Consider the following 26,757-nt stretch of genomic DNA (forward strand, 5'->3'; position numbering starts at 1 on the left):
ACTCACGGCAGGCCACCCAGGCGCAACACCGACACTGATGGCGCAGCACCGCGACAGCGCTCACACGGACCGAGCAAACCTGTCGCTCCTCATCCCTTGCGAAACAGGCTCGAACCCATGCTTTGCCGAATACTCCTTGTCGATGACTCGCCCCTCTTCAGAGCAGGTCTGAGGGCATTGCTCGAACAAAAAAAAGACTATGTCATCGTTGGGGAGGCTGGCGACGGCCTGAAGGCCATCACGTTGGCTGAACAACTGAAGCCGAACATCATCGTGCTGGACATGCTCCAGCACGCACTCGACAGCGAGGAGGTTCTGGGCGAACTGCAACTGCGCGTACCGTCGAGCCGTGTACTGATCCTGTCGTCCCGCTCAGAGCTGGAGTTCGTGATGAAATGCCTGCAACACGGCGCCCACGGCTTCCTGCTCAAGAGCGCAACCGTGCCGGAACTTGAGTCGGCACTGCATGCCCTCAGAAGCGGCAGTCAGTACCTGTCCGCCACCGTACTGCCGCTGGTGATCGAACAGGCGGTAAAACACAGCCGCAAGCGCCCGACGATAGGCACCACGACACAACTGACCACCCGCCAGCTGGAAATCCTTCGGCTGATTGCCCGTGGTGAGTCGACCCGCTCGATTGCCGAAGGCCTGGGCCTGAGCATCAAGACCATCGAGGCTCATCGCTCGCAGATCATGCACCGCCTGCAGATCCACGACGTGCCGGGGCTGGTGCTGTTTGCCGTACGCGAAGGCATCATTCGCCTGAACGACTGAGCCTACTGGAGCGCCTGCAAGGCCGCCTGCAAGCGCTCCGGCAGGCTTGCCGGGCGACCTGTAGCACGCTCAACGAACACCTGTACCACGCGCCCTACTGCGCAGGCTTGCGAGTCATTGGCCTTGAACAACGCCACCGCGTATTCGACGCTACTACCGGACAGGCGGCTAACCCGCACGCCAACCGCCAACGCCTCGGGGAACGCTGCCGAAGCGAAGAAATCGCAGGACGAACTCACGACAAAACCCACCACTTCGCCGTCTTGTGGGTCCAGTTCGGCACGTTCGATCAAGTACGCCTGCAGCGCACTGTCAAAGAACGCATAAACCATTGCACCGGCGATATGCCCCTGTGCATCGGCGTCCTGCCAGCGCGTCTGAACAGGGTGAAAATGAGGGTAATGATCACGCTGAACCGTCTCGGACATACGATCCCTCCTGGTGATGGCATCGACAAAGCGTCAGAGAGTGCGCGGTGCCTGCATCGTTGGCAAGCCAACTCCCACAGCGATCAACGCCAGAATGTTTTGGGCCTAAAAAACAAACCCCCGCTAAAAAGCGGGGGTTCGTCAGTGCGCTGGCGACAACTTACAGTTGTGGGCCGGCGTTCTTGATGGCATCGGAAACGTCGAACTTCTTGAAGTTCTCGATGAACAGCTTGGCCAGGCCTTTGGCTGCTTCATCGTACGCTGCCTTGTCAGCCCAGGTGTTACGTGGGTTGAGCAGAACGGTTTCAACGCCTTCAACGGCCTTCGGCACGTCCAGGTTGATGATGTCCAGGTGTTCGGTTTCAGCACCGATCAGCGCACCGCTCTGGATCGCCGCGATCACCGCACGGGTGGTCGGGATGTTGAAACGCTTGCCAACGCCGTAGCCACCACCGGTCCAGCCAGTGTTGACCAGGTAGACCTTGGAGTTGAAGCCACGGATACGCTTGATCAGCAGCTCAGCGTATTCACCGGCAGGACGCGGGAAGAACGGAGCGCCGAAGCAGGTGGAGAAGGTCGACTTGATGCCGGAACCCGAACCCATTTCGGTGGAGCCAACCAGTGCGGTGTAACCCGACAGGAAGTGGTAGGCCGCCTGCTCTTCGCTGAGGATCGACACAGGCGGCAGCACGCCGGTCAGGTCGCAGGTCAGGAAGATTACCGCGTTTGGCTCGCCACCGAGGTTTTTCGGTGCACGCTTCTCGATCAGTTCGCGCGGGTAGGCCGCACGGCTGTTCTGGGTCAGGCTGTCGTCCGCGTAGTCGGCTTTCTTGGTGACCGGGTCGATGACCACGTTCTCCAGAACAGCACCGTGCTGGATCGCTTTCCAGATGACCGGCTCGTTCTTCTCGGACAGGTCGATGCACTTGGCATAGCAACCGCCTTCGATGTTGAACACCACGCCTTCGCCCCAGCCGTGCTCGTCGTCACCGATCAGGTAACGGCTTTCGTCAGCCGACAGGGTGGTTTTACCAGTGCCGGACAGGCCGAAGAACAGGGTCACGTCGCCCTCTTCGCCCATGTTGGCAGCACAGTGCATTGGCAGCACGTCGGCCGCTGGCAGCAGGAAGTTCTGTACCGAGAACATCGCTTTCTTCATCTCGCCGGCGTAACGCATGCCTGCGATCAGCACCTTCTTGGCGGCGAAGTTGATGATCACGGTGCCGTCGGAGTTGGTGCCATCACGCTCAGGTTCGCAGACGAAGTTCGGCGCGTTGATGATCTGCCATTCCTGCTTGGCGCCCGGATTGTAGGTTTCCGGGTTGATGAACAGGCAACGGCCAAACAGGTTGTGCCAAGCCGTCTCGGTGGTCATCTTGACCGCCAGGTAGTGAGCCTCGTCGGAACCGACATGCACATGGGAAACGAAACGCTCACGCTCGTTGACGTAGGCCTCGACGCGGTTCCACAGGGCATCGAACTTGTCGGCCGGGAACTTGCGGTTGATCGGGCCCCAGGCAATGGCGTCCTGAGTGGTTGGTTCTTCTACGATGAAACGGTCAACCGGCGAACGACCGGTGCGATGACCGGTTTTCACGACGAGGGCGCCAGTATCGGCCAGCTCACCTTCACCGCGGTTCAGGGCTTCTTGTACCAGCTCGTCGACACTCAGATCGGTGTACACGGCGTTGTTGGCTTGCGTCATGAGATTCCCCATCCGGCCTGAGGCCGAGTGCTCCAAACGTTTTGTAGTAGAACTTTTTAAACTACTACAGCGAAAAAAGTGGCCGGATTATGCCAGAAACGCCCAAAAAAAGTAGAGCCCTCCTGTCAGAACGGCGCTTTTCCGCCATTCGACAGGAGATTTACCTGAGGTTAAACGTTTCAGTGACGAGTATCTGACGGTGCCTCAACACCCGCGCCCACGAACAATTGCGCCACATCAGTGGCATCGAACAGGTAGCGTTCGTTGCAGAACTGGCAATCGATCTCGATATGACCGCCATGCTCGGCCAGCAGTTGCTGCGCATCTTCCTGACCCAGGCTGACCAGTGCATTCCCCGAACGTTCGCGCGAGCAACTGCAACGGAAGCGCAGCGGCTGGATGTCGAACAGGCGCACAGCCTCTTCGTGGTAGAGGCGGTGAAGGATGGTTTCGTTGTTCAGGCCAAGCAGTTCTTCATCACTCAGGGTGCTGGCCAGGGCAGTGACGTGCTGCCAGCTGGCGGCGCGATCGTCTTCATCTTTCTGGCGATCGGCAGGCAGTTGTTGGAGCAACATGCCACGGGCGTTTTTGCCATCGGCCTTGAGCCAGAAGCGCGTGCCAACCTGCTGGGACATGACGAAGTAGTTGGTGAAGCACTGCGACAGGTCCTCCCCGTCCAGGTCTACCAGGCCCTGGTAACGCTGGCCGTTGGTAGGGTCGACGGTCAGTGCGAGTACGCCGTCCGGCATCAGTTCGCTCAGCGTCGCCGTATCGCCTATCTGGTCTGCATCGTAACGCGCCAGCCCGCGGATTTCGCGCTCGCTGGAGCACTCAACCATCAACAATGGAACCGGGCCTTCAGAGCGTGCCTGAAGAATCAGCAGGCCATCAAATTTCAGCGTGCCAACCAGCAGCGCCGCTGCCGCCATCAGCTCCCCGAGCAGTTGCGCGACGGGCTCCGGATAAGTGTGCTTGGCCAGCACTTCGGCGTAACTACGCTCGAGCGCAACCAGCTCACCGCGAACATCGCTTTCGTCGAAGATGAAGCGTTGGGTGTAGTCGGTATCGGGCAAATCGTGCATGAGTTCTGGCTTTCTAAGAGGTGACAAAATAAATAGGCTGGCCATCAAGGGCCGCTTCAGGGCACCTGCGGGTACCACGGTGTGCTGCTTGAGCCGGGTATTTTATGGGCAATCGGCCACTGATCCAAGCAAAGCAGGGCGGGTTCACACAGACACGCTGCAACCCCACCTACTCTGTTTCCGGTTATGGCCTTTTGACCAGTGCCTCTGCCGGCCTTTCGACGAATGGCAATGCCGGCCACACAAACGCTTAATGACTCGTGTCGTGGAACTGGTGAAGCTGACGCCGCTGCTTCTTGGTCGGCCGCCCATCGGTGGTCACACCCAGCGCGCCCGCTTTGCGCAGGGCCGCCGCCTGTTCACGGCGGGCAATACTCTGCGCTGTTTCCTCATACAGGGCCTGGGCTTCGGGGGCACCACGGCGCACCACCGACAATGCCTTGACCACAACAGTGCGCTCGTCGAAACCGGTGCGCAAGACGAACTCATCGCCTATCCGCGGCTCCTTGCCCGGCTTGCAGCGCTCACCTCGGCAATGCACCTTGCCACTCTCGATAGCCGCCTTGGCCAACGCTCGGGTCTTGTAGAAACGTGCCGCCCACAACCATTTGTCCAGGCGAACCTTGTCGTCTTCTTCGGGCTTTTGTGCCATCTCATGTCCTCGATCGCAATCTGCAATCGAACTGTACTACCGTAACTGGCGGATGCAAAAAGTACGCGGCGTGCTTACAGTTCACCGATCATTTGAGCAGGTTTAGCAATTTGAAGACTTTTGACCATTTAACCGTGATCGGTCTACGCGAGTGGGTGGCGCTACCCGACCTCGGGTTAGCCGGCCTGCGTGCGAAAATCGACACCGGTGCCAGCACTTCAAGCCTGCATGCCACCGAGATTGAACCGTTCGAACGCGACGGCCAGCGCTGGGTCCGTTTCAACGCGCACCTGGGTTCGGTAGTGCAGTTGCGCCATCGACGCTGTGAAGCGCCATTGGTGGCGATGAAAACCATTAAAAGCTCCAACGGTCAGGCCCAGATCCGCTATGTGATCCGCACGACCCTGGCACTCGGCGACCGAGTCTGGGAGGTGGAGTTCACCCTGGCGTGCCGCAAGGCGATGCGCTATCGCCTGCTGCTGGGTTCCAAGGCCTTGGTTGACGGCCAATTGGTGGTCAACCCCGGGCTCAAGTATGTTCAGGACAAGCCGGCCTTTCCGGCCTCCCCCACCCCTTCCACAGGTGTTGCATGAAGATCGCTGTGCTGTCGCGAAACCCGCGTCTGTATTCCACTCGTCGTCTGGTCGAAGCCGGTACCCAACGCGGCCATGAGATGGTCGTGATCGACACGCTGCGCGCCTACATGAATATCGCCAGCCACAAACCGCAGATCCACTACCGTGGCAAACCACTTGAAGGCTTCGATGCGGTCATTCCACGCATCGGGGCCTCGGTGACCTTCTACGGCTGCGCTGTGCTGCGTCAGTTTGAAATGATGGGCGTGTTTCCGCTCAATGAGTCGGTGGCCATCGCCCGCTCGCGGGACAAGCTGCGCTCGCTGCAGTTGCTGTCGCGGCGTGGTGTCGGCCTGCCCATCACCGGTTTCGCCCACTCGCCAGATGACATTCCCGACCTGATCCAGATGGTCAACGGCGCGCCACTGGTGATCAAGGTCCTCGAGGGCACCCAAGGCATTGGCGTGGTGTTGTGCGAAACCACCAAGGCCGCCGAATCGGTGATCGAGGCCTTCATGGGCCTGAAGCAGAACATCATGGTCCAGGAGTACATCAAGGAGGCCGGCGGTGCCGACATCCGTTGCTTCGTGGTCGGCGACAAGGTCATCGCCTCGATGAAACGCCAGGCCAAGCCGGGGGAGTTTCGCTCGAACCTGCATCGCGGAGGTACCGCCAGCCTGATCAAGATCACCCCGGAAGAACGCATGACCGCCATCCGTGCCGCCAAGGTGATGGGCCTGTCGGTAGCTGGTGTGGATATCCTGCGTTCCAACCATGGCCCGCTGGTGATGGAGGTGAACTCCTCCCCCGGCCTGGAAGGCATTGAGGTCACCACCGGCAAGGACGTTGCCGGGATGATCATCGAGCACCTGGAGAAGAATGGCGGGCCGCACCTGACCCGCACCAAGGGTAAGGGCTAAACCGCGTCCCTGGGCAGCAACAAGCCCAGGGGCAGACGCACCCGTGCTTCCAGGCCACCACCGGAGCGGTTGCGCAGCTCGACATTGCCACCGTGCTGGGCCGCGATGCGCTTGACGATCGCCAGGCCCAGCCCGGTGCCTTTGCCACTGCGGGCACGGTCGCCGCGAATGAACGGGTTGAAGATGCCCTCCAGCTCGCTTGGATCAATACCCGTACCACGGTCCAGCACGCTCAGCACCACATAGGGCGCACTGCTGTCACCCGAGACATAGGCAGCCACTTCGACGCCCTTGCCGGCGTGATACAGCGCGTTGCCAATCAGGTTGTTCAACATGCGCTTGAGCGAAACCCGACGCAGCGGGAACGGCGGAATCGGCTCCAGGCACAGGCGCACCCGCTCTTCCGGCTGATTGAAGGGTGCCACCACCTCACGCACCAGATCGCTGAGGTCGACCTCCTCCACGGGCTCGTCACGGCCATCACGGATAAAGGCCAGGAACTGGTCGAGAATGGCGTCCATGTCCTCGATGTCGCGCACCATGCCGTCAGTCAGCTCACTGTCATTGCTCATCAACGACAGTGACAGGCGCAGCCGGGTCAAGGGCGTACGCAAGTCATGGGAAACACCGGCCAGCATCAACTCACGCTCGCGCCCGGCCTGCTCGACATCCTCGGCCATCTGGTTGAACGCCCGATACACTTCGGTCATCTCGCTGGGCGTATCACTGATCGGCAAACGCACGCTACGCCCCTGCCCCAACTGGCGGGCCGCGAACACCAGACGTTTGAGCGGCTGATTGAGCTGACGCACGAAGATCCAGGCCGAGGCCGTGGACAGCAAGCCAATTGCCAGGAACCACCCCAGCACGCTCCAGATCTTCTGGCCGCGCAGCGGGTGCGGGTACAGTGGCACTTTCAGCCAGCCATCGCCCAGGCTCGGTGCGCGCACCCACAGGGCCGGAGGGGCATGGATACGCAAGCGAACCTCGGTGTCGGCGCCCAGTTCGGCCTGCATCTGCCGCTGATAAATCTCACTGTAGGGCCAATGCTGCTCACCCTCAGGCACACCGGTACCGACCACCCGGATCAGGCCAGCAGCTTCGGCGATTTTCTCACGGTCCGCCTCGTCGGCGGCCCAATAGGCGCGCAAGGTCAAGGCCACGCCATGGCTGTACTGGCGATCGACAAGCACATCTTCGTTCATCAGCAAGTAAACCAGGGTCAGCGCCTTGGAAAACAGCACAACGATCAGCACCAGCCAAAGGGTGCGGGCGAAGAAGCTTTGCGGGAACCACAGCGGCGTTTTCATGGACAACAGCTACACACCTTGCAGGAGCGAGCATGGCTCGCAGGCTTTGCGGACCTCGACACAAGCAAAAAGCAGGGCACCGTTAAGGTAGCCCCGCTTCCTGTGACGCACGTCTACAACCGAAACGTTACTTGCCGGCGTTGCCGTCCGGTACGAACACATAACCAACACCCCAAACGGTCTGGATGTAGCGCGGTTTGGACGGGTCGGGCTCGATCATGCGCCGCAGGCGCGAAATCTGTACGTCGATGGAGCGCTCCAGCGCATCCCATTCACGCCCTCGGGCCAGGTTCATCAGCTTGTCACGGGTGAGCGGCTCACGGGCGTGCATGACCAGTGCCTTGAGTACGGCGAATTCACCGGTGGTGAGCATGTGTACTTCGTCGCCACGCTTGAGCTCGCGGGTGGCCAGCGACAGTTCGTAGTCGCCAAAAGTGACGGTCTCGTCTTCAGTGCCCGGCGCACCTGGCACCGAAGGCGCCTGGCGGCGCAGAACGGCCTTGACCCGTGCCACCAGTTCGTCAGGGTTGAACGGCTTGGCCAGGTAATCGTCGGCGCCCAGTTCCAGGCCCTTGATACGGCTCAGCTCGTCACCCTTGGCGGTCAGCATGATGATCGGTACCTGGTTGTTCGCCGCCCGCAGACGGCGACAGGCCGAGAGGCCATCCTCGCCCGGCAGCATCAGATCAAGCACGACCAGATTGAAGACTTCACGGGCCAGCAGGCGGTCCATCTGTTCGACATTCGGTACAGCGCGGGCACGGAAGCCCTTGCTGGTGAAAAAACGCTCCAGCAGGCTGCTCAGCCCCGGGTCGTCATCGACGATGAGGATTTTCTCGCCTTCAGCGGTTTGTGCAGTGCTGCTCATAGGTCGCTCCTTTAATCTCGGCAAGCATTATGGCCTAGCCGCCACGGGCCGTGACGTGTGCATTGTTAGCAGATTTTTCCCCCGATGCCAGTCGGACCCGGCGCCAGGCTGGCCTGCTGCTATCACCGCAAGCCGGATGTGGCGGGTATAATGCGCGCCTTTGATCCACTGCCGCCCGCGCCCCGCGTCGGCCTGCGGCCCCCGCATTCACAATTTGTCAGGTGGTTTTATGGACAGCATCAACAGCCGCATTGCCGAAGAACTCGGCGTCCGCCCGCAGCAGGTCGAGGCGGCCGTGACCCTGCTTGATGAAGGCTCCACGGTGCCTTTTATCGCCCGTTACCGCAAGGAAGTCACCGGTAGCCTGGACGACACCCAACTGCGTCACCTGGAAGAGCGTCTGCGCTACCTGCGCGAACTCGACGAACGGCGCGTGAGCATCCTGGCGAGCATCGAGGAACAAGGCAAGCTGACACCCGAACTGGCCCGCGAGATCAAGCTGGCCGACACCAAGACCCGCCTTGAAGACCTTTACCTGCCTTATAAGCAGAAGCGCCGCACCAAGGGCCAGATCGCCCTGGAAGCCGGCTTGGGCGAGCTGGCCGACGGCCTGCTGAACGACCCGCAACTGAACCCGGAAACCGAAGCCGCGCGCTTCGTCGACGCCGAGAAAGGTGTTGCCGACGTCAAGGCGGCACTGGAAGGCGCCAAGTACATCCTGATGGAACGCTTCGCCGAAGACGCCAGCCTGCTCGCCAAGCTGCGCAGTTTCCTCAAGCAGGAAGCCGTACTCAGCGCCCGCCTGGTGGCAGGCAAGGAAGAAGAAGGGGCCAAGTTCCGCGACTATTTCGAACACGACGAACTGCTCAAGAGCGTGCCATCACACCGCGCATTGGCTATTTTCCGTGGCCGCAACGAAGGCGTGCTGGCCGCCTCGCTGAAAATTGGCGAAGAACTGCCGGGCACCCTGCACCCATGCGAGCTGATGATCGGTGAGCACTTCGGCCTGCGTAACCAGAACCGTCCTGCCGACAAGTGGCTGGGCGAGGTGGTGCGCTGGACCTGGAAGGTCAAGCTCTACACCCACCTGGAAACCGACCTGTTCGGTGAGCTGCGCGACAACGCCGAAAGCGAGGCCATCAACGTCTTCGCCCACAACCTGCATGACCTGCTGCTGGCCGCGCCGGCCGGCCCGCGCGCGACCCTGGGCCTCGACCCGGGCCTGCGTACCGGCTGCAAGGTAGCGGTGGTCGATGCCACCGGCAAGCTGCTCGACACCGCCACGGTGTACCCGCATGTACCCAAAAACCAGTGGGACCAGACCATCGCCGTGCTGGCCGCGCTGTGCGCCAAGCACTCGGTTGAACTGATCGCCATCGGCAACGGCACTGCCAGCCGCGAAACCGACAAACTGGCCGCCGAACTGATCAAGAAGTATCCCGCCCTGAAAATGACCAAGATCATGGTCTCCGAAGCCGGCGCGTCGGTGTACTCGGCTTCGGAACTGGCTGCCCGCGAGTTCCCCGAGCTGGACGTATCCCTGCGCGGTGCGGTGTCCATTGCCCGTCGCCTGCAGGACCCGCTGGCCGAGCTGGTGAAGATCGATCCGAAGTCCATCGGGGTCGGCCAGTACCAGCATGACGTGTCGCAGCTCAAGCTGGCACGTGGCCTGGATGCCGTGGTCGAGGACTGCGTGAACGCCGTCGGCGTTGACGTCAACACCGCGTCGGTAGCACTGCTGTCGCGCATTTCCGGCCTGAACAGCACCCTGGCACAGAACATTGTCGCGCACCGCGATGCCAACGGTGCCTTCAAGACCCGCGCCGCGCTGAAGAAAGTCAGCCGCCTGGGCGAGAAGACCTTCGAGCAAGCGGCAGGCTTCCTGCGCGTGATGAACGGCGACAACCCGCTGGACGCCTCGGCTGTTCACCCGGAAGCCTACCCGCTGGTACAGCGTATCGCCGCCGAGACCGATCGCGACATTCGCTCGCTGATTGGTGACAGTGGCTTCCTCAAGCGCCTGGACCCGAAAAAGTTCACCGACGAAACCTTCGGCCTGCCAACTGTCACCGACATCCTCCAGGAACTGGACAAACCAGGCCGTGACCCGCGTCCGGAATTCAAGACCGCCGAGTTCCAGGAAGGCGTTGAAGACCTCAAGGACCTGCAACCCGGCATGATTCTCGAAGGCGTCGTGACCAACGTCACCAACTTCGGTGCCTTCGTCGACATCGGCGTGCATCAGGACGGTCTGGTGCATATTTCCGCGCTGTCGGAGAAGTTCATCAAGGACCCGCGTGAAGCCGTCAAGGCCGGTGACGTGGTCAAGGTCAAGGTCATGGAAGTGGACATCCCGCGCAAACGCGTTGGCCTGTCGATGCGTATGGGTGACACACCCGGCGAGAAAGTCGACGGCGCCCGTGGCAGCCGCCCGGGCTCGGCACCTCGCCAACAGAGCGCGCCGGCACGGGCCAAGGAAACCGCCGCCCCGGCAAACAACGCCATGGCCTCGCTGTTCGCCAACGCCAAGCAGCTGAAGAAACGTTGATGGAAGCACCGGAAGGTATCGTCCAGAGCGCATTCAGCCAATTGCTCGGCTGCCGCCTGCAACGCCTGGACAACGGCGTTGCAGAGGTTGCCCTGTCGCTGCAGGAGCACCTGCGCAACCGTGGCGGCAAACTGCATGGCGGCGCGCTGTTCAGCCTGGTCGACATCGCCATGGGCCTGGCCTGTTCCAGCGCCCACGGTTTCGACCAGCAAAGCGTTACCCTGGAATGCAAGATCAACTACCTGCGCGCTGTCAGCGAAGGCGACGTGCTGTGTATCGCTCGGGTGCTGCATGCCGGGCGACGCACGCTGGTGGTCGACGCCGACGTGCTTCAGGGCGACAAATTGGTCGCCAAGGCCCAGGGGACCTTTTCGGTCCTCTAGCCGACGCTTGCTGTTTCAGGCTATTTTCGCCAGTGCGCAGGTACTGCCGAAACCGTCTTTTGTGCCCCGAGAATCGGGGCATGAACCTGCAGGCCCGGCCTGCGATAACCAGGCGACAACGCCAGTTCCTCTCTTCACCCTTGTAGACCGTCATCTCTACCCCCATATTGGGGCGACTGACCGTGAAGGAATCCATCTTGAGCGAACTTCTCAACCGCCGCCTGAGCCTGCTCGGCCAGCGTGACAACCTCTCCCTGCTCGAGCAGTGCCTGCATGGTATTGAGCGCGAATGCCTGCGCGTGACCGAGGACGGTCGCCTGGCACAGACCCCGCACCCCGAGGCGCTGGGCTCTGCCCTGACCCATGAGCAGATCACCACGGACTATTCGGAGTCGCTGCTGGAGTTCATTACCCCAGCCCTGACCGACCCGGCAAAAACCCTGGAGAGCCTGGAGAATATCCACCGTTTCGCCTACGCCAAACTGGGCGACGAATACCTGTGGAGCCCGTCGATGCCCTGCCCGCTGCCCGCCGAGGAGGACATCCCGATCGCCTGGTATGGCACCTCCAACATCGGTCAGCTCAAGTACGTCTACCGCAAGGGCCTGGCCCTGCGCTATGGCCGCACCATGCAGTGCATCGCCGGTATTCATTACAATTTCTCGCTGCCGGAACAACTCTGGCCACTGCTGATGCAGGCCGAAGGTGCCGAAGGCAGCGAGCGCGATTATCAGTCCGCCGCCTATATCGCCCTGATCCGTAACTTCCGGCGCTACAGCTGGCTGCTGATGTACCTGTTCGGTGCCTCGCCAGCGCTGGATGCGGGCTTCCTGCGTGGCCGCCCCCACCAGCTGGAAAGCTTTGACGCCAGCACCCTGTACCTGCCCTATGCCACCAGCCTGCGCATGAGTGACCTGGGCTACCAGAGCAATGCACAAGCCGGCCTGACGCCCTGCTACAACGACCTGAACAGCTATACCGACAGCTTGCGCAAAGCGGTGGGTACGCCTTACCCGCCGTATGTCGAAATCGGTACGCACAAGGATGGTGAGTGGGTTCAGCTCAACACCAACATCCTGCAGATCGAAAACGAGTACTACTCCAACATTCGCCCCAAGCGGGTGACCTACACCGGCGAGCGGCCGATCCAGGCATTGATGGCGCGTGGCGTGCAGTACGTCGAAGCGCGTTGCCTGGATATCAACCCCTTCCTGCCAACGGGCATCGACCTGGCTGAAGCGCGTTTCCTCGACGCCTTCCTGCTGTACTGCGCGCTGGAAGAAAGCCCGTTGCTGGAAAATGGCGAATGCGGCCAATGCACCAGCAACTTCCTTACCGTCGTCAAGGAAGGGCGCCGCCCAGGCCTGATGCTGCAACGCCAAGGGCAACCGGTGACGCTCACGCAGTGGGCCGAGGAACTGCTGGAGCGCATTGCGCCGCTGGCACAATTGCTTGACCAGAGCCAGGGTGGGCACGAGCATGTCAGCGCGCTGGCCCAGCAAAAGGCCAAGGTCGACGACCCTGAATTGACGCCTTCGGCACAGGTGCTGGCGAGCATGACCGAGAACCGCGAAAGCTTCAGTGAGTTCTCCTTGCGCCAGAGCAAGGTTCACGCCGAATACCTGCGCAGCCAGGCATTGCCTGCCGAGGAACTGCAGCGTTTCGAGACTATGGCACGCGCGTCACTCGCCGCACAGGCTGAACTTGAGCGCCAGGAAGTGGGGGATTTCGACCTGTTCGTCAGCGCCTACCAGGCCAGCATCCTGGCGATCAGCAACTGACATGACCCGTACCACCACTCCACGTAAACCTCGCGCCCGTAGCCAGGCCCGCATCGACTCCATTCTCGATGCGGCCCGTACGCTACTGGCCAGCGAGGGTGTGGCCAGCCTGTCGATCTACAGCGTGGCCGAGCGGGCGCAGATTCCGCCGTCGTCGGTGTACCACTTCTTCGCCAGTGTTCCGGCACTGCTTGAGGCCCTCACTGCCGATGTTCACCGTGCGTTCCGGGCCTGCCTGCAGGCACCCATCGAGCCGACGCGGCTGAACACCTGGCATGACCTGTCACGGCTGGTGGAACAGCGCATGCTGAGCATCTACAACGACGATGCCGCTGCCCGCCAGTTGATCCTCGCCCAGCATGGCCTGAGCGAAGTGACCCAGGCTGATCGCCAGCACGACATCGAACTGGGCGACTTGATGCACAAGCTGTTCGAGCAGCACTTCCAGTTGCCGGTACTGCCGAATGACGTGGATGTGTTTGCACTGGCCATGGAGCTGGGCGACCGGGTCTACGCCCGCTCGATACAGCTTTACGGGCAGATCACCCCGCGCATGGCGGAAGAAGGCATGCGCGTATTCGACGCCTACCTGGGCCTCTACCTGCCACCGTTCCTGCCTCGTCGCTAGTACGCCAACCCCCAGCAATATCTCCAGCAATATGTAGTGCCTCCACCACACGCGATGCGTGTGAACTGAAAGGAGCGGCAAACACGGCGCCGCTCAACTTAGTCACGGAGGGCACCCATGCCAGATTTTTTTGAAATCACATTCCCTGAGCCTACCGACCTGGAGGAGACCGTTAGCGGTACCCGCTCCGGTACAGGTAACTCGCTCCACCAGGCCAGCATGGCCCTCAACCAGATCATCCCGGCGTTGCAAGCGCTGATGGCGCAATCCCCTGGCCTGCAGCAATCCATTGCCAGCATGCTCTCCCAGCAGTGGAACATCGATCCACGCCTGTGCGGTGTGCAACACGACACGACCCAGGTGAGCCTGTTGGACATGTCGGCCTACCTGCTCGCCAGCCCGGCGTTTTCCAATCTGTTTACAGAAGACTGGACCACCTATGGGGTGGATAACAACGCCAGTGCAACCCAAATGAGCGGTGCCGACTGGGTCCGTCGAATCAACGCCCTGACACCAGGCCGGTTGGTAGCACAGGTCTACAGCACATACTGGGCGCAACGCATGCCCGGGCATGCACACGCTCGCCTGGCGCACGGAGAAAGCCTGCTGCAACAGCATTTCACCCACAGCATCGACCTGGCTTACGGCCTCGGGAACATTGACGAACACGCCTGGTACCAAGGGCATGCGGCCAGCACCTGGGCGGCGGTTTACTGGGAACACTCGGACAAAATGCGTGAGCTGGCGCAGGCCACGCTAGTGGTTCAGCCACTGGCCGAGCAGGCCCCATGGCTGCTGTACCGCCCCGGCGATACGACAACCCTTCGCGCATACGCTGATCGTGCAGCCCTGGAGAGTGGCTTGAACGAACTGCGCGCCACCTTATGGCCAGACCTGCCAGCCACCGAGGATGACGACAATACGTCCGGGGCACCGGTCATCAGCCCGCCTGAAGAAAGCGCTTTCGGCTTTGTACTGAAGCAACTGCTGCTCGACCATGAAGAGCGCGCACTGCCGTTACTCGAGCAGGCCTGCCTGAACCAGACGAAGGACCAGAACCAGGAGCCCGGCAACCTCGACTGGCAGTCGATCACCGACTGGGAGCAACGCAGCAGCCTGCGTCTCGTGGCACCTCTGGCCGATGAAACCTCGACTCTGATCCGCAACACCCTGCAACACGAACAGCAGCTGGCTGAAGAACAACTGCATTTCGATGCACTCAGCCCTGTGCTGCCGCTGCTCTGGCGAACCTCGCGCATCGCGGCCTATCAAGCAGCCCTTGAGCGCTACGTGGGCGACGATACGGCAGTCACTGCGCCAGCCATGGTTACCTTGCGCGCCCTTGAAGAAGCGCTGGAGCAACACCAGGAAAAAACCTCCAGGCACCTGGAACAGTTGCCCGACCCCCTCTCCCCTGCCGACTGGCAAGAACACGTCGAGGGCACCTCTCGCTTCGACTTCATCAGCCACCGCCTGGCTCAGGCACTGCTCGCCGAAGCGCGTCTGCAGCAGACGCTGGGTGAATTGAACGACGCGCAATTCGCGCTCATCGACGCCGTCGTGGCACAACCGGAATACACCCCAGAGCACACGGTCGAGGTTGCCAGGCTGACACTGGTCATAGGCAATCAACAGTGGCCACTGCACGGCTTTCTGACCTTTCGGCCCGCGGCAGAAACAACGACGCAGGAAAATGACGTACTGCTCTATCGGTCTGGACGCGATGGCGGGCTGAAGGCGTTTGCTGACGAAACGCTACTGACACAAGCGCTGCTCGAAAGCCTGTCCGGGCTGTGGGCCAATACCCTGATCGACAGTGTCGGGCCGACAGCGTCCCAAGCGCTGTTGACCGCGCTGGCCAGCAGCCAGGAACCGGCGCGCCTGGAAAGCACCCCGCTGATCACCCACTGCTTTGATCACTGCGTGCAGACGATCATTGACGCCATACAACCAGAAGACGCCGAACAGGTCGAGCCCAGCACTGAAGCTCACGCCTGGTTGAGCACGCTACTGTCGATCCCAAGAAACGAAGCCCGAACGCAAGCCTTCAACGCGATTGCCGAACAGAACAGAACCGAAAACATCGTCAAGCAGTTTGACACCCGGCTAAACCGCCTCTCGGCTGAAGAGAAAAGCGCTCTGACTGAAGGCTTCCAGCAGTACAGTCAGGCGATGGCGGCCTCCATCATCTGCCTGGAACAGAGCCTGCCCGAACGCACCCAGTTCGCACGGAACAAACTGGCGCAGCAGTTGCGCAAAGATCTTGGGCTTACAACCGTCCCAACGATCACGGTGAACCTGCCGGACCAGGTCGACATGCACCAAGAGCCGATTGCCGGCTCGGGCCAACCGTATGCAACCAGAACGGTCTTTGTCCCGAGTGAAGCGCGCAGCGATATTCCACTGGAGAACCTGCTCCTGGGGGGTATTGATGAGAACGTTCTGCAACGCATGAACTACATGCGTTTTGCCTTCGATCCTCCTGAAAGCAGCACACGACTGAGCACTGCCTTGACCAGCGCCTACCTGGCTCGCCTCGACAAGACGCTCGATCTGGCGGGGGCTTATGAAAGTGCCATCCTCGAAGCCTTCAATGGCTCGGAAGGCGACACGGAAATGGCCCGAGAGTGGCGTGACGAAGTACTCCGTCGGCCGTTTGCACTCAGCCTGGAGCTCTTTGCCCTGAGCAAACCTGCTGATCTGGACGACCAAGGGCAGGCCCTGCTGCGCGATGCGGCAGCCGGTACGATTGAATGGACACCCTTGAACCTCAACCCCGGTGTTGCCGCTGACGGTTCCAGCAATGAGGTCGCGCTGTCCGGCGTGTTCCTGCTGCAAAACGCCAGCCACGAAACCGTCATCCTTTACCTGCCAGAAGCACCCAACGGCCGTATTGTCAGCCAGCACCCAAACGTAACAGCGGCCTGTCAGGCGTTGGAGCAAATGGCGTTGAACAGCACCATGCTCGACTGGCTGGCAACGCGTCCTGTTGCAGGCGACCCGGAACGGCATCGCAGCTACATCAATCAGGCGCTGCTGAAGAGCTTCACAGGCTTTATTGCCCCCGGCACACGCCAATCACTTTCGCTGGCCACACACCTGAGCCGGCTGCAAATGGGCCGGTTGATCACTCAACATCGAAAAACAGCCCGCAGTCAACGCGAGCTGTATCTGGAAGAAGCGGCAATCCGCCACAACCGGGTATATGACTATATCCATTTATGCCTGTCATTCGTGCCGGGTGTCGGTGTCGCGGTGGGGCTCTATGATGGCTGGAACGCCTCCACCGCAGCAGTCGAAGCCTTTATGCGCGGGCAACACAGCCAAGGCGTCGACCACTTGAATTCGGTCGTACTGTCGATCATTGATGCATTACTCGACATTGCCCCTGGTCTGGGTGCCGCGCCAAGCGCACGCGTGGCCAGCGCACGCGCGTACACTCGGTTGCGACAAACCCAAGCGCAGCGGACAACCCTGGGCAAGACCGTGCGCACGGTCTCACCCGACCCGTTCAAAGGCTACGAAACAGAGATACCGATGCACACGGCGCGGTTGGACAGCGCAGGCTATACGCGCAATACGCTCGCGCTGGACGGCAAGCGCTACATCAGCCGCTACGGCCGTTACTACGAAGTGCAATGGGACGCGACCTACAACACCTGGCGCTTGAAAGGCAGCGCACTCAAGCACTACAAGCAACCCATACGGCTCAGCGAAGATGGCGTCTGGGAAACCCATGGGCACCTGGGCGGCCTGCTGGTCGAGGGTGGCCTGCAGGGTGGAGGGCAGAGGTTCAGCCAGCTGTACAACAATGGCTGGGAAACCCTGCACGGCTACCTTCGCCGCCTGCGCGGCAACGCCATCGAGCAACCGGAGGATGAGCTGAGACGAATGAGGCGTGAAACCGATCAGCACAAGGAGGCGCTCACGGCTGCGATCCAGGAGGCCCGCAATACGAGCGTCATCGGAGAACCTGCCGTTCCTGCTCAAATTCGCAAAGCACATCAGGACGCGATCACGGTGTGCCAGCGTTTTGTCGAACACCATGATCACTGCCTGCAGACCCTCAACCGCTTGAAACCAAGCATCAACCGCCAGCTTTACCGCCGCTTGCTGGACGAATACCTGACAAATGGATCCAATCAAAACCTGCTACTGATCCAGCTACGCGACAGAGCAACGCGCGCAATACTCCGCAATCAAAAAATTCTCGACGCAGAGCTCGAAGCGTTCATCAACTCTCAGCCAACTGACGTGGAGGCAAACAGAGCACGCCTCCACACCCACAGAAATTCAATCCGCAATAACAGTAAACAGATGCTCGAGCAATTCGAAGAGCTTGGTCAAGCCTTCGATCGCCATCTGAATTTACGCAAAAAACTCCAAGGCCCAGCGCTGAGCGCATACGACACCAGGTTCAATTCAATTGAACTGCTGCTAGGGTCGCCACAGGCGTACAGATTGGCAAAGTTGGATGTACAGAGTTCGCTACTCGTTAATTTTGACCACGAGCACGACATCGACTTCAACCTGTTCCACAACCAGTTCAAGACAAAGCGGCGCAATCTGGTACTCACGCTGCTAAGCCAGCACCAGTTACAGGAAGCTGACCTGAGCAGAGCCAGATATGGCGAGGCATTGAGAGCGCTCAGGGGACAATACACAACCTTCACCTCCTACCTTGACGCCTGGTCAAACAATTTCCCGCTGTTCATTGATACGGAAACCGTAACCAGCTTTCGTAGCATGCTGACGCAACTGATCAACGAGATCGACAATACCTTGATCAATTACCGGCTCCCAGAACGACGTGCCGGACGCCGCAGTACAGCCCGAGTATTCCAAACGGATGACCAGCAACTGCTTATAGGACGTCAGGTGAATGTTGGTGGTGAGGAACACATGGTGGTGCTGAACAATATGGACGAAAACTATGCCGAAAGTTTTCGTCGGATTGACGGAGATCGCTGGCAGAGTACGGTACCGGTCAGAAGCCGAACAATTGACCCACGCCGTATTAACGAACTGCAAAACCGGGCCCGCGAGCAACTGGCCGGCATCGCGGAGCAAAAAAACCGCTGGCAAGGCTATATGGCTACTGACATGGCGCCAGCCAGCCTGCAAAACATCGCCGAGCACTACGCGACCAACTTGCGCGAACGGGCACTCGATCTCCAGGATGCCCTGGGGGATCGGGCCACCAGCGACCAGCGTCAGTTGATGCAACGCCTGAGGGATGCAGCCAGGAATCTGGACCTGCATGGCAAGGAACTGCGCATCTCTAAAATCAAGACCACCCGACAACCGAATATCGGTCAGCTGCAGTTTCTTCACGAGCAGAATGCCGTCGAGGCGCGGTGGGGACGCATCCTGGAACCGAAAAAAGACAGCAAAGGTCGGCCGATCGAGTACCTGGAAGAGTATGAAGTGATAGATCTGGCGGCCAACACCGTGCTTTGGTACGCCCACTTCCACTTTCCACAGCGCCCCGGCAGCGGTTTCCGCAAATTAAGTGCGGGCCATTTGAAGGTGCGCAGTGAGCGCAATGTATCAAACGCCTGGCACGGACCTATCAACGAGGCAGAGGCGATGAAGCTGTTTGGCGGGCTACGCCCGGCAGCCGAGTAAATCGGCGCAACCACGCCCCGACGGGCCAAGGCTGGCCAGTCGGGATGTTGTGTCGCACCCTGCTCACAGCTTGGCGATCGACACCTCGGTGGATTTAACAAAGGCAATCACTTCACTACCAATGGTCAGTTCCAGCTCCTTGACCGAACGGGTGGTGATCACCGAGGTGACGATACCCGAGGCGGTCTGTACATCGATTTCCGACAGTACTGGGCCTTCGAGGATTTCCTTTACGGTGCCTTTGAACTGGTTACGTACGTTGATCGCTTTAATAGTCATCTGCTTGATTCCTTATGGGACGAGAGGTCAATGCGCCCAACGCAGTTGCGTGGGCAAAGGGGCTACAGGTTCCGGCTCGGGCGCAATGCCCGGCACCGACAGAACACGGTTCAGTACTTCACTTTCCAGGGTTGCCAGGCGATGTGAACCACGCGCTCTTGGCCGTGGCAGGTCAACCAGCAGGTCGAGGCCAATCTCGCCGTCCTCGATCAGAATCACCCGATCCGCGACCGCAACGGCTTCGCTGACATCGTGGGTGACCAACAACACGGTGAAACCGTGCTGGCGCCATAGCGTTTCAATCAGTTGCTGCATCTCGATACGGGTCAGGGCATCCAATGCACCCAGCGGCTCGTCAAGCAACAGCAAGCGCGGTTGATGGATCAGTGCTCGCGCCAACGCCACACGTTGCTTCTGCCCACCCGACAGCGCTGCCGGCCATTCATTGGCCCGCTCAGCCAGGCCAACTGCCGCCAGGGCCTCCAGCGCGCGAGGGCGCCAGTCACCGGAAAGCCCCAGGCCAACGTTGTCGATAACCGTTTTCCAGGGCAGCAAACGTGCTTCCTGGAACATCAGCCGGGTGTCTTCACGGGCTTCGCTCAACGCTGCCGGGCCGGCCAGCAACTCTCCCGCACTGGGCTGGTCGAGGCCCGCCAGCAAGCGCAACAGCGTGCTCTTGCCACAGCCACTGCGACCGACGATGGCGACGAACTGCCCCGCCGGGATATGCAGGTCGATGTTGCGCAACACCTGGCGCTCGCCGAAGGTTTTCTGCAGGTTGCGCGCAGCCAGCGGAATACCGCGCAACAGCCGTGCGGGTGACGCGTTCAACAGGCTCATGGGCGATCTCCCTTGGCAACTTGATACGCCGGGTGCCAACGCAACCAGACCCGCTCAAGTGCACGCGCAGCAAGGTCTGCGAGCTTGCCCAGCACGGCATACAAGACAATGGCCAGAACCACCACGTCGGTCTGCAGGAACTCCCGGGCGTTCATCGCCAGGTAGCCGATACCGGCGTTGGCCGAGATGGTTTCAGCCACGATCAGCGTCAACCACATAAAGCCCAGGGCAAAGCGCACACCGACCAGAATCGAAGGCAAAGCACCCGGCAAGATCACCTGACGGAACAGCGCAAAACCGGAAAGGCCATAGCTGCGAGCCATTTCCACCAAGGCCGGGTCGACATTGCGAATACCGTGGTACGTGTTCAGGTAGATCGGGAACAAGGTGCCCAGGGCCACCAGGAAAATCTTTGCCGACTCATCAATACCAAACCAGAGAATCACCAGCGGAATCAGCGCCAGGTGCGGCACGTTGCGGATCATCTGCACCGAACTGTCGAGCAGACGCTCACCCCAACGTGACAACCCGGTGATGAAGCCCAGCGCCAGGCCAAGGCTGCCGCCGATGACAAAACCGACACCGGCGCGCCAGCCACTGATCGCCAGGTGCTTCCAGATATCACCGCTGCGCACCAGTTCGACACCGGCGCTGATGACCGCACTCGGTGCCGGCAAGATCCGCGTCGACAGCCAGCCGGCACTTACCGCCAGTTGCCAGACAGCCAGCAACAGCAGCGGCAAGGCCCAGGGGGCAAGCCTGTGTGACAAGGGCGCGTTAGCACGACTCATGGCCCGGTCCTCAGCGCTGCGCTGCAGATTTTGGCAAGATGTCGTTAGCGACCATCTCGCCGAACGGGCTGACATAGCCTGCGCTTTTTGGCGGTTCAGGACGCTGCACATCCAGGTGCGGGAACAGCAGTTCGGCTACCCGATACGACTCTTCCAGGTGCGGGTAACCGGAGAAGATAAAAGTGTCGATGCCCAGTGCCGCATACTCCTTGACCCGCTCGGCCACGGTTGGCCCATCGCCGACCAGCGCCGTGCCGGCACCGCCGCGCACCAGGCCGACCCCGGCCCAGAGGTTCGGGCTGACTTCCAGGTTGTCGCGTTTGCCGCCATGCAGTGCAGCCATGCGCTGCTGACCGACCGAATCGAAGCGCGCCAGGGATGCCTGGGCACGGGCAATCGTGTCGTCGTCCAGATGCGAGATCAGTCGCTCGGCGGCCTGCCAGGCTTCGGCGTTGGTTTCACGCACGATCACATGCAGGCGAATGCCGAAGCGCACCGTGCGCCCCTGTTTCGCCGCCTTGGCCCGCACCTGCTCGATTTTCTCGGCAACGGCAGCCGGCGGCTCGCCCCAGGTCAGGTACAGTTCAACCTGCTCGGCGGCCAAGTCCTGGGCTGCCTCGGACGAGCCACCGAAGTACAGCGGCGGACGTGGCTGCTGGATCGGCGGGTAAAGCAACTTGGCGCCTTTGACCTGAATATGCTGGCCGTCGTAATCGACCGTCTCGCCTTCGAGCACGCGACGCCAGATGCGGGTGAACTCCACCGAGGCCTGATAACGTTCTTCATGGCTGAGGAACAGGCCGTCCCCGGACAACTCTTCCGGGTCGCCACCAGTGACCAGGTTGAACAGCGCGCGGCCACCCGAGAGCCGATCAAGGGTTGCGGCCTGACGTGCAGCGACCGTTGGCGAGATGATTCCGGGGCGCAAGGCCACCAGGAACTTCAGGCGCTGGGTTACCGGGATCAGTGAAGCGGCGACCAGCCAGGAGTCCTCGCAGGAGCGCCCGGTGGGGATCAGTACGCCGCCAAAACCGAGGCGATCCGCCGCTTGGGCGATCTGTTGCAGGTAACCGTGATCGACTGCTCGCGCGCCATCGGCGGTGCCAAGGTAATGACCGTCGCCATGGGTAGGCAGAAACCAGAAAACATTAAGGCTCATTGGAGTTGTCTCCTAAGGGTGGCTCAGACCGGGGCGTCGCCCCGGCGCAGGCAATACTTCAAGGCGCGCTGGCGACCTTGGCCGGGGGTGTCCAGATCACATCCTTGATGCTCAAGGGCTTTGGAATCAGCTTCAGCGCCTGGAAGGTGTCGGCGATCTTTTGCTGCGCGGCGACCACCTCTGGCGTCAGGAATGTCGCACCGTAGCCTTGGCGTTTAACCGAGGTCAGGGTGATGTCGGCGGGCAGGCCGAGCAGCGGCGCCACCTGATCGGTCACCTCCTGCGGATTGGCCTTGGACCACTCACCCACCGCGCGTACCTCGTCCACCAAGGCGCTGATCACCTCAGGGTGTTTCTGTGCGTAAGGCTTGGTCGCCAGGTAGAACTGATGGTTGTCGACGATGCCTTTGCCATCGCGCAGGGTGCGCGCTTGCAGTTGTTTCTCGGCCGCCGCCTGGTAAGGGTCCCAGATCACCCAGGCATCGACACTGCCACGCTCGAAGGCGGCACGGGCATCGGCGGGCGGCAGGAACACCGGCTGAATGTCGCTGTATTTCAGGCCGGCATCTTCCAGGGCCCGAACCAGCAGGTAGTGAACGTTGGAGCCCTTGTTCAGGGCAACCTTCTTGCCCTTGAGCGCCTTCACCGAGTCGATTGGCGAATCCTTAGGCACCAGGATCGCTTCGCTGTGCGGTGCCGGTGGCTCATAGGCGACGTACAACAGATCCGCGCCAGCAGCCTGGGCAAATACCGGCGGGGTCTCGCCGGTGACACCGAAGTCGATTGAGCCGACGTTCAGCCCTTCAAGCAGTTGCGGGCCACCCGGGAACTCCGTCCACTGGACCTGCACGCCCTGCGCCGCCAGGCGCTTCTCCAGCGTACCCTTGGCCTTGAGCAGCACCAGGGTGCCGTACTTTTGATAACCGATACGCAGGCTTTCTGCCTGGGCTTGAGTAATGGCGCCGAAGGACACAGCCGCAGCAAACAGAGCGACCAGACCACGACGCAAAATGACAGTGCGCATAGCGCTCTCCTTTTGCGATTAGGGTTCAGGCTGCACCTGCTTGCCCGTTGGCGGGCGAGTAAGGTGGGACGTGCGAGTAATGTGTTGCGTGTTGCGTGTTGCGTGTTGCGGCTCAGATGCTCCAGCGAGCACTAAGCAAACGTTCGTTCAACAGCCCCGGTGCAACGGGTTTTGGCCGACGGGCCAGGGCAGTGTGAAACTGTTCCAGCGATTCGTTCAGGCGCAGCTCCAACGCAGGAAGCAACTGCGCGGCAGCACTGCCTTCGCCATAAGCGATCTGGCTGTCGTCAGCGAAGATCCCTTGCAGGGTCTCTTGCGCCTTGAGTGCCGACAGCACCGGCTTGAGTGCGTAATCAACCGCCAGCATGTGGGCGATACTGCCGCCGGTAGCGATGGGCAATACCACCTTGTGGCTCAGCGCTCGCTCAGGCAGCAGATCCAGCAGGGTCTTCAGCGCACCGGAGAACGACGCCTTGTACACCGGCGTCGCGACGATCAGGCCATCGGCCTGCTCGACCAGTTGCAGGAAGTGCTGAACCTTAGGGCTGTCGAAGCGCGCATGCAGCAGATCGTCTGCCGGGAAGTCGCGCACCTGGAATGTCACCACTTCCACCCCCTGGCCTTGCAACCAGTGCCGGGCGCGTTCGAGCAACACACCAGAGCGTGAACGCACGCTGGGACTGCCACCGAGAGAGACAACCAACATTGAAGCGTATCCTTTAGCGGTTTCGAGACGGGTGCGAGCAGCAGATCTCGCGTTGATGGAGTGACCTTAACAGCTGTTTTATATATCTATAAATCATATTTTTTCATTTGGTTATTCAATAAAAGAATATTGAATAACCCGTACGCCGCGCAAAAAAAAGGGCCGTCGAAACGGCCCGAAAATCCCTGCTGTGGCTAAAGCAATGCGTCACACACTCAACGGTTTGGCTGCGGGGTCAGGCGCAGGTAGGGCTTGACCGCCCGGTATCCTTTGGGAAAGCGTCGTTTGATTTCGTCCTCATCCTTGAGTGACGGTACGATCACCACCTCGTCACCGTCCTGCCAGTTGGCCGGGGTGGCGACCTTGTGGTTGTCGGTCAGTTGCAGTGAGTCGATCACCCGCAGAATCTCGTGGAAGTTGCGCCCGGTGCTGGCGGGGTAAGTGATGGTCAGGCGGATCTTCTTGTTCGGGTCGATCACGAACAAGGAACGCACGGTCAGGGTGTCGCTGGCATTGGGGTGGATCAGGTCATAGAGGTCAGACACCTTGCGATCGGCGTCGGCCAGGATCGGAAAGTTGACGACGGTGTTCTGGGTTTCGTTGATGTCTTCGATCCAGCGCAGATGAGACTCCACCGGGTCGACCGAAAGGGCAATGGCCTTGACCCCGCGTTCGGCGAACTGCTCCTTGAGCTTGGCAGTGAACCCCAGTTCGGTGGTGCAGACTGGCGTAAAATCCGCCGGGTGCGAAAACAGCACACCCCAGCTGTCGCCCAGCCACTCATGGAAACGAATCGTGCCGGCGCTGGAATCCTGTTCGAAATCGGGGGCGATATCGCCGAGTCTGAGGCTCATGGTGGGGCTCCTTGAAATACGTTCTGGTGGAGCCACTGTGCATCGACCTGAAGCAAATTAAAAAGAATAAATAATGATTTATTTATAACTTTACGATCTATTAATTTCAGGTCGAAAAAAAGCCCCGCACCAAGGCGAGGCTTTCTCTACTGACACTTACATGAAGGTGTAGGTGTAGTTGAAGATCAGGCGGGTTTGGTCCATGTCGGCAGCACTTTCTGTGCCTTCGCCACGGTAGATACCATGCCGCAAGCTAGCACCCAGCCCCTTGAGGGCGCCTTCCTGAATGACGTAATCGATACGTGCATCACGCTCCCACTCGTTGTAGCTGCCATTTCCGCTCTTGTAACGAATGTCATCGCCACGCAGGTAGGCAATCGAGGTCTTCAGGCCTGGAACTCCCAGGCGAGCGAAGTCATAAGCGTACTGACCGAAGGTGGTGTTTTCACCGGCACGGGCAAACTGGTTGATCATGCTATCGGTGAACAGGTAGAAGCTGGAGCCGCCGGCACCCTCAAGGCGACCATTACCATCGGTAACGTTGCTTTGGTTCAGCCAGACGAAACCACCATCATCACTAACCTGCTGATGACCGAGCATAAGCGAGTGTCCGCCCAGGGTGTAGGTGAACATGGCGCTCCAGGTCTTGTTATCGACCTCGTTGTTCTTACCGTAACCACCGTTGTTCTTGAACTCGTAACCGGCTTGGCCGTTCTTGCCATCCGAGCTGCTGTCGAAGTAGCGCAGGTCGGTCTTGAACGACTGGTCGTTCGCGATCGGGTAGACGTGGACCAGGCCCAGGAAGTGCTGCTTGTAGAAGTCTTCCAGGTTCGAGTAGTAGTACTGCAGGGTCAGGTCTTTGGTGACCTTCCAGTCGGCGCCGCCAAACTGGAACTTGTTGCTGTCCTGAGACGCGCCCGCAACCGACAGGCCGGTCCTGTTGCTCGAAGCACGGCCCATGGCGTGCTCAAGTTGACCACCAGTCAGGGTGACGTTGTCGATTTCCTTGGAGGTGACAATGCCACCTTCAAAGGTTTGCGGCAGCAGACGGCCGTCGTTGGCTACCAGGATTGGCAGGTTTGGCGCCAGTGCACCACCGAGGTGGGCTTCGGTCTTGGAGAAGCGCGCCTTGGCGTTGCCACCGATACGCGCCCACTGATCTACAGCCGAACCGTCAGTATCGCTAGGGAAAAAGTTGTTGTTATTCGGGTGGTGGCCTTTGCCGCCATCCAGATGAATACCCCAAACGGCTTGAGCGTCAAAACCGAAGCCCACCGTACCCTCGGTGAAGCCCGACTGATAGTCGGCCTTGAAGCCTTGAGCGGATTCTCGCTGATCGCTTCCCCCGGTTTCACGGTTGTCGTTATCGAAATACATGGTGCGCGAGCTGACAGACAGCTTGCTGTCTTCAACGAAACCGGCAGCACCTGCTTGTTGAGCCAGAACCCCAAGGGCGACGGCAAGTGCCAAAGTGGACTTGTACATTTTTTGCTCCTTTCATTTCTAATTCTTGTGATTCTCTGTCGGCGGGGTCTTTTGCCTCGCTCGACGTCGATAGCCGATTAGCACCAAAGGGTGTGGTTCGAGTCAATCGTAACCATTCATTTCAAGACTTTGGTCTAATGCGTCCGGTTTGCGCCGAAGAATAATGACTATCCTATAAATCTAAAAAGAATTATTTATGACGTTTTAAGATTTTTCTGACATAAAAATAGAATTTTTCTCTTCCTGCCTTTCCGTGCAGCCATTTCAATCCTCTCCCACCCATGCAGTGGCGAGGTTGACCGTGGTCACCCCATCGCCCAATCAACGCACCCTCCCC

Annotated in this window: 22 protein-coding genes; 8 read left to right on the forward strand and 14 right to left on the reverse strand. The window is 60.2% G+C overall.

All coding sequences use genetic code 11. The features are described from left to right. Positions 1-117 precede the first annotated feature (117 nt). Entirely contained in the window at positions 118-774 is a 657-nt protein-coding gene (locus AB7M23_RS04940) for a response regulator (protein WP_065761089.1), read from the forward strand. Positions 775-776: 2 nt separating this feature from the next. Here AB7M23_RS04940 and AB7M23_RS04945 read toward each other — a convergent pair whose 3' ends face one another. The 4 genes from AB7M23_RS04945 to AB7M23_RS04960 all read right to left on the reverse strand — a co-directional run bounded on the left by AB7M23_RS04945 (position 777) and on the right by AB7M23_RS04960 (position 4,641). Further along, entirely contained in the window at positions 777-1,202 is a 426-nt protein-coding gene (locus AB7M23_RS04945; RefSeq protein ID WP_454240323.1) for an acyl-CoA thioesterase, read from the reverse strand. 160 nt (positions 1,203-1,362) lie between these two features. After that, positions 1,363-2,907 (reverse strand): phosphoenolpyruvate carboxykinase, encoded by a 1,545-nt coding sequence (locus AB7M23_RS04950; protein ID WP_409277598.1) that lies wholly within the window; start codon positions 2,905-2,907, stop codon positions 1,363-1,365. Positions 2,908-3,086: 179 nt separating this feature from the next. After that, positions 3,087-3,989: an Hsp33 family molecular chaperone HslO gene (gene hslO, locus AB7M23_RS04955; RefSeq protein WP_454240324.1), complete on the reverse strand. Its 903-nt coding sequence runs from the start codon at positions 3,987-3,989 to the stop codon at positions 3,087-3,089. A 250-nt stretch (positions 3,990-4,239) separates the two neighbouring features. Then, positions 4,240-4,641 (reverse strand): RNA-binding S4 domain-containing protein, encoded by a 402-nt coding sequence (locus AB7M23_RS04960; protein ID WP_454240325.1) that lies wholly within the window; start codon positions 4,639-4,641, stop codon positions 4,240-4,242. Positions 4,642-4,751: 110 nt separating this feature from the next. On the opposite strand from AB7M23_RS04960, the gene rimB reads away from it, so the two are divergent. Together rimB and rimK are read left to right on the forward strand one after the other, a co-directional pair. Beyond that, positions 4,752-5,234 (forward strand): retropepsin-like aspartic endopeptidase RimB, encoded by a 483-nt coding sequence (gene rimB, locus AB7M23_RS04965; RefSeq protein ID WP_454240326.1) that lies wholly within the window; start codon positions 4,752-4,754, stop codon positions 5,232-5,234. Next, complete coding sequence (gene rimK / locus AB7M23_RS04970) at positions 5,231-6,136, forward strand: 30S ribosomal protein S6--L-glutamate ligase (protein WP_065760101.1); 906 nt, start codon at positions 5,231-5,233, stop codon at positions 6,134-6,136. Before rimB ends, rimK begins: the two co-directional genes overlap by 4 nt. Here rimK and AB7M23_RS04975 read toward each other — a convergent pair. Both AB7M23_RS04975 and ompR read right to left on the reverse strand, forming a co-directional pair. After that, positions 6,133-7,446 carry an ATP-binding protein gene (locus AB7M23_RS04975; RefSeq protein ID WP_065760100.1) on the reverse strand — a complete coding sequence of 438 codons (1,314 nt, stop codon included), beginning with the start codon at positions 7,444-7,446 and terminating at the stop codon, positions 6,133-6,135. The genes rimK and AB7M23_RS04975 overlap by 4 nt on opposite strands. Before the next feature lie 127 nt (positions 7,447-7,573). Next, a complete protein-coding gene (gene ompR, locus AB7M23_RS04980) occupies positions 7,574-8,314 on the reverse strand; it encodes an osmolarity response regulator transcription factor OmpR (protein WP_065760099.1) in 741 nt (246 codons plus the stop codon). 229 nt (positions 8,315-8,543) lie between these two features. Between ompR and AB7M23_RS04985 the strand changes: the two genes are divergently transcribed. From AB7M23_RS04985 to AB7M23_RS05005, 5 genes are all read left to right on the forward strand, one after another. Beyond that, a complete protein-coding gene (locus AB7M23_RS04985; protein WP_065760098.1) occupies positions 8,544-10,862 on the forward strand; it encodes a Tex family protein in 2,319 nt (772 codons plus the stop codon). Continuing rightward, on the forward strand, positions 10,862-11,245 hold the full coding sequence (locus tag AB7M23_RS04990) for a PaaI family thioesterase (RefSeq protein ID WP_099776217.1): 384 nt from the start codon (positions 10,862-10,864) through the stop codon (positions 11,243-11,245). The genes AB7M23_RS04985 and AB7M23_RS04990 overlap by 1 nt, the downstream gene beginning before the upstream one ends. A gap of 197 nt (positions 11,246-11,442) precedes the next feature. Beyond that, complete coding sequence (gene gshA, locus AB7M23_RS04995) at positions 11,443-13,026, forward strand: glutamate--cysteine ligase (RefSeq protein ID WP_454240327.1); 1,584 nt, start codon at positions 11,443-11,445, stop codon at positions 13,024-13,026. 1 nt (position 13,027) lies between these two features. Further along, positions 13,028-13,654: a TetR/AcrR family transcriptional regulator gene (locus AB7M23_RS05000; RefSeq protein ID WP_065760095.1), complete on the forward strand. Its 627-nt coding sequence runs from the start codon at positions 13,028-13,030 to the stop codon at positions 13,652-13,654. A 117-nt stretch (positions 13,655-13,771) separates the two neighbouring features. Beyond that, on the forward strand, positions 13,772-19,282 hold the full coding sequence (locus AB7M23_RS05005; RefSeq protein WP_454240328.1) for a dermonecrotic toxin domain-containing protein: 5,511 nt from the start codon (positions 13,772-13,774) through the stop codon (positions 19,280-19,282). A 63-nt stretch (positions 19,283-19,345) separates the two neighbouring features. Here the strand turns inward: AB7M23_RS05005 and AB7M23_RS05010 are convergent, their stop codons facing one another. The 8 genes from AB7M23_RS05010 to AB7M23_RS05045 all read right to left on the reverse strand — a co-directional run bounded on the left by AB7M23_RS05010 (position 19,346) and on the right by AB7M23_RS05045 (position 26,420). Further along, positions 19,346-19,561, reverse strand: coding sequence for a TOBE domain-containing protein (locus tag AB7M23_RS05010; protein ID WP_009400132.1), 216 nt, complete (start codon positions 19,559-19,561; stop codon positions 19,346-19,348). A gap of 27 nt (positions 19,562-19,588) precedes the next feature. After that, positions 19,589-20,401, reverse strand: coding sequence for an aliphatic sulfonates ABC transporter ATP-binding protein (gene ssuB, locus AB7M23_RS05015; RefSeq protein ID WP_065760093.1), 813 nt, complete (start codon positions 20,399-20,401; stop codon positions 19,589-19,591). Next, positions 20,398-21,192 (reverse strand): aliphatic sulfonate ABC transporter permease SsuC, encoded by a 795-nt coding sequence (gene ssuC, locus AB7M23_RS05020; protein ID WP_065760092.1) that lies wholly within the window; start codon positions 21,190-21,192, stop codon positions 20,398-20,400. Before ssuC ends, ssuB begins: the two co-directional genes overlap by 4 nt. 10 nt (positions 21,193-21,202) lie before the next feature. After that, positions 21,203-22,351: an FMNH2-dependent alkanesulfonate monooxygenase gene (gene ssuD, locus AB7M23_RS05025; protein ID WP_102052457.1), complete on the reverse strand. Its 1,149-nt coding sequence runs from the start codon at positions 22,349-22,351 to the stop codon at positions 21,203-21,205. A 58-nt stretch (positions 22,352-22,409) separates the two neighbouring features. Then, on the reverse strand, positions 22,410-23,375 hold the full coding sequence (locus AB7M23_RS05030) for a sulfonate ABC transporter substrate-binding protein (RefSeq protein WP_065760090.1): 966 nt from the start codon (positions 23,373-23,375) through the stop codon (positions 22,410-22,412). 112 nt (positions 23,376-23,487) lie between these two features. Then, positions 23,488-24,081 carry an NADPH-dependent FMN reductase gene (gene ssuE / locus AB7M23_RS05035; protein WP_102052458.1) on the reverse strand — a complete coding sequence of 198 codons (594 nt, stop codon included), beginning with the start codon at positions 24,079-24,081 and terminating at the stop codon, positions 23,488-23,490. 215 nt (positions 24,082-24,296) lie between these two features. Beyond that, positions 24,297-24,935, reverse strand: a complete 639-nt coding sequence (locus AB7M23_RS05040) for a peroxiredoxin (RefSeq protein ID WP_099776225.1) — start codon at positions 24,933-24,935, stop codon at positions 24,297-24,299. A 156-nt stretch (positions 24,936-25,091) separates the two neighbouring features. After that, a complete protein-coding gene (locus AB7M23_RS05045; protein WP_454240329.1) occupies positions 25,092-26,420 on the reverse strand; it encodes an OprD family porin in 1,329 nt (442 codons plus the stop codon). Positions 26,421-26,757 lie beyond the last annotated feature (337 nt).

This window comes from Pseudomonas sp. HLS-6 TE3448, from assembly GCF_053629555.1.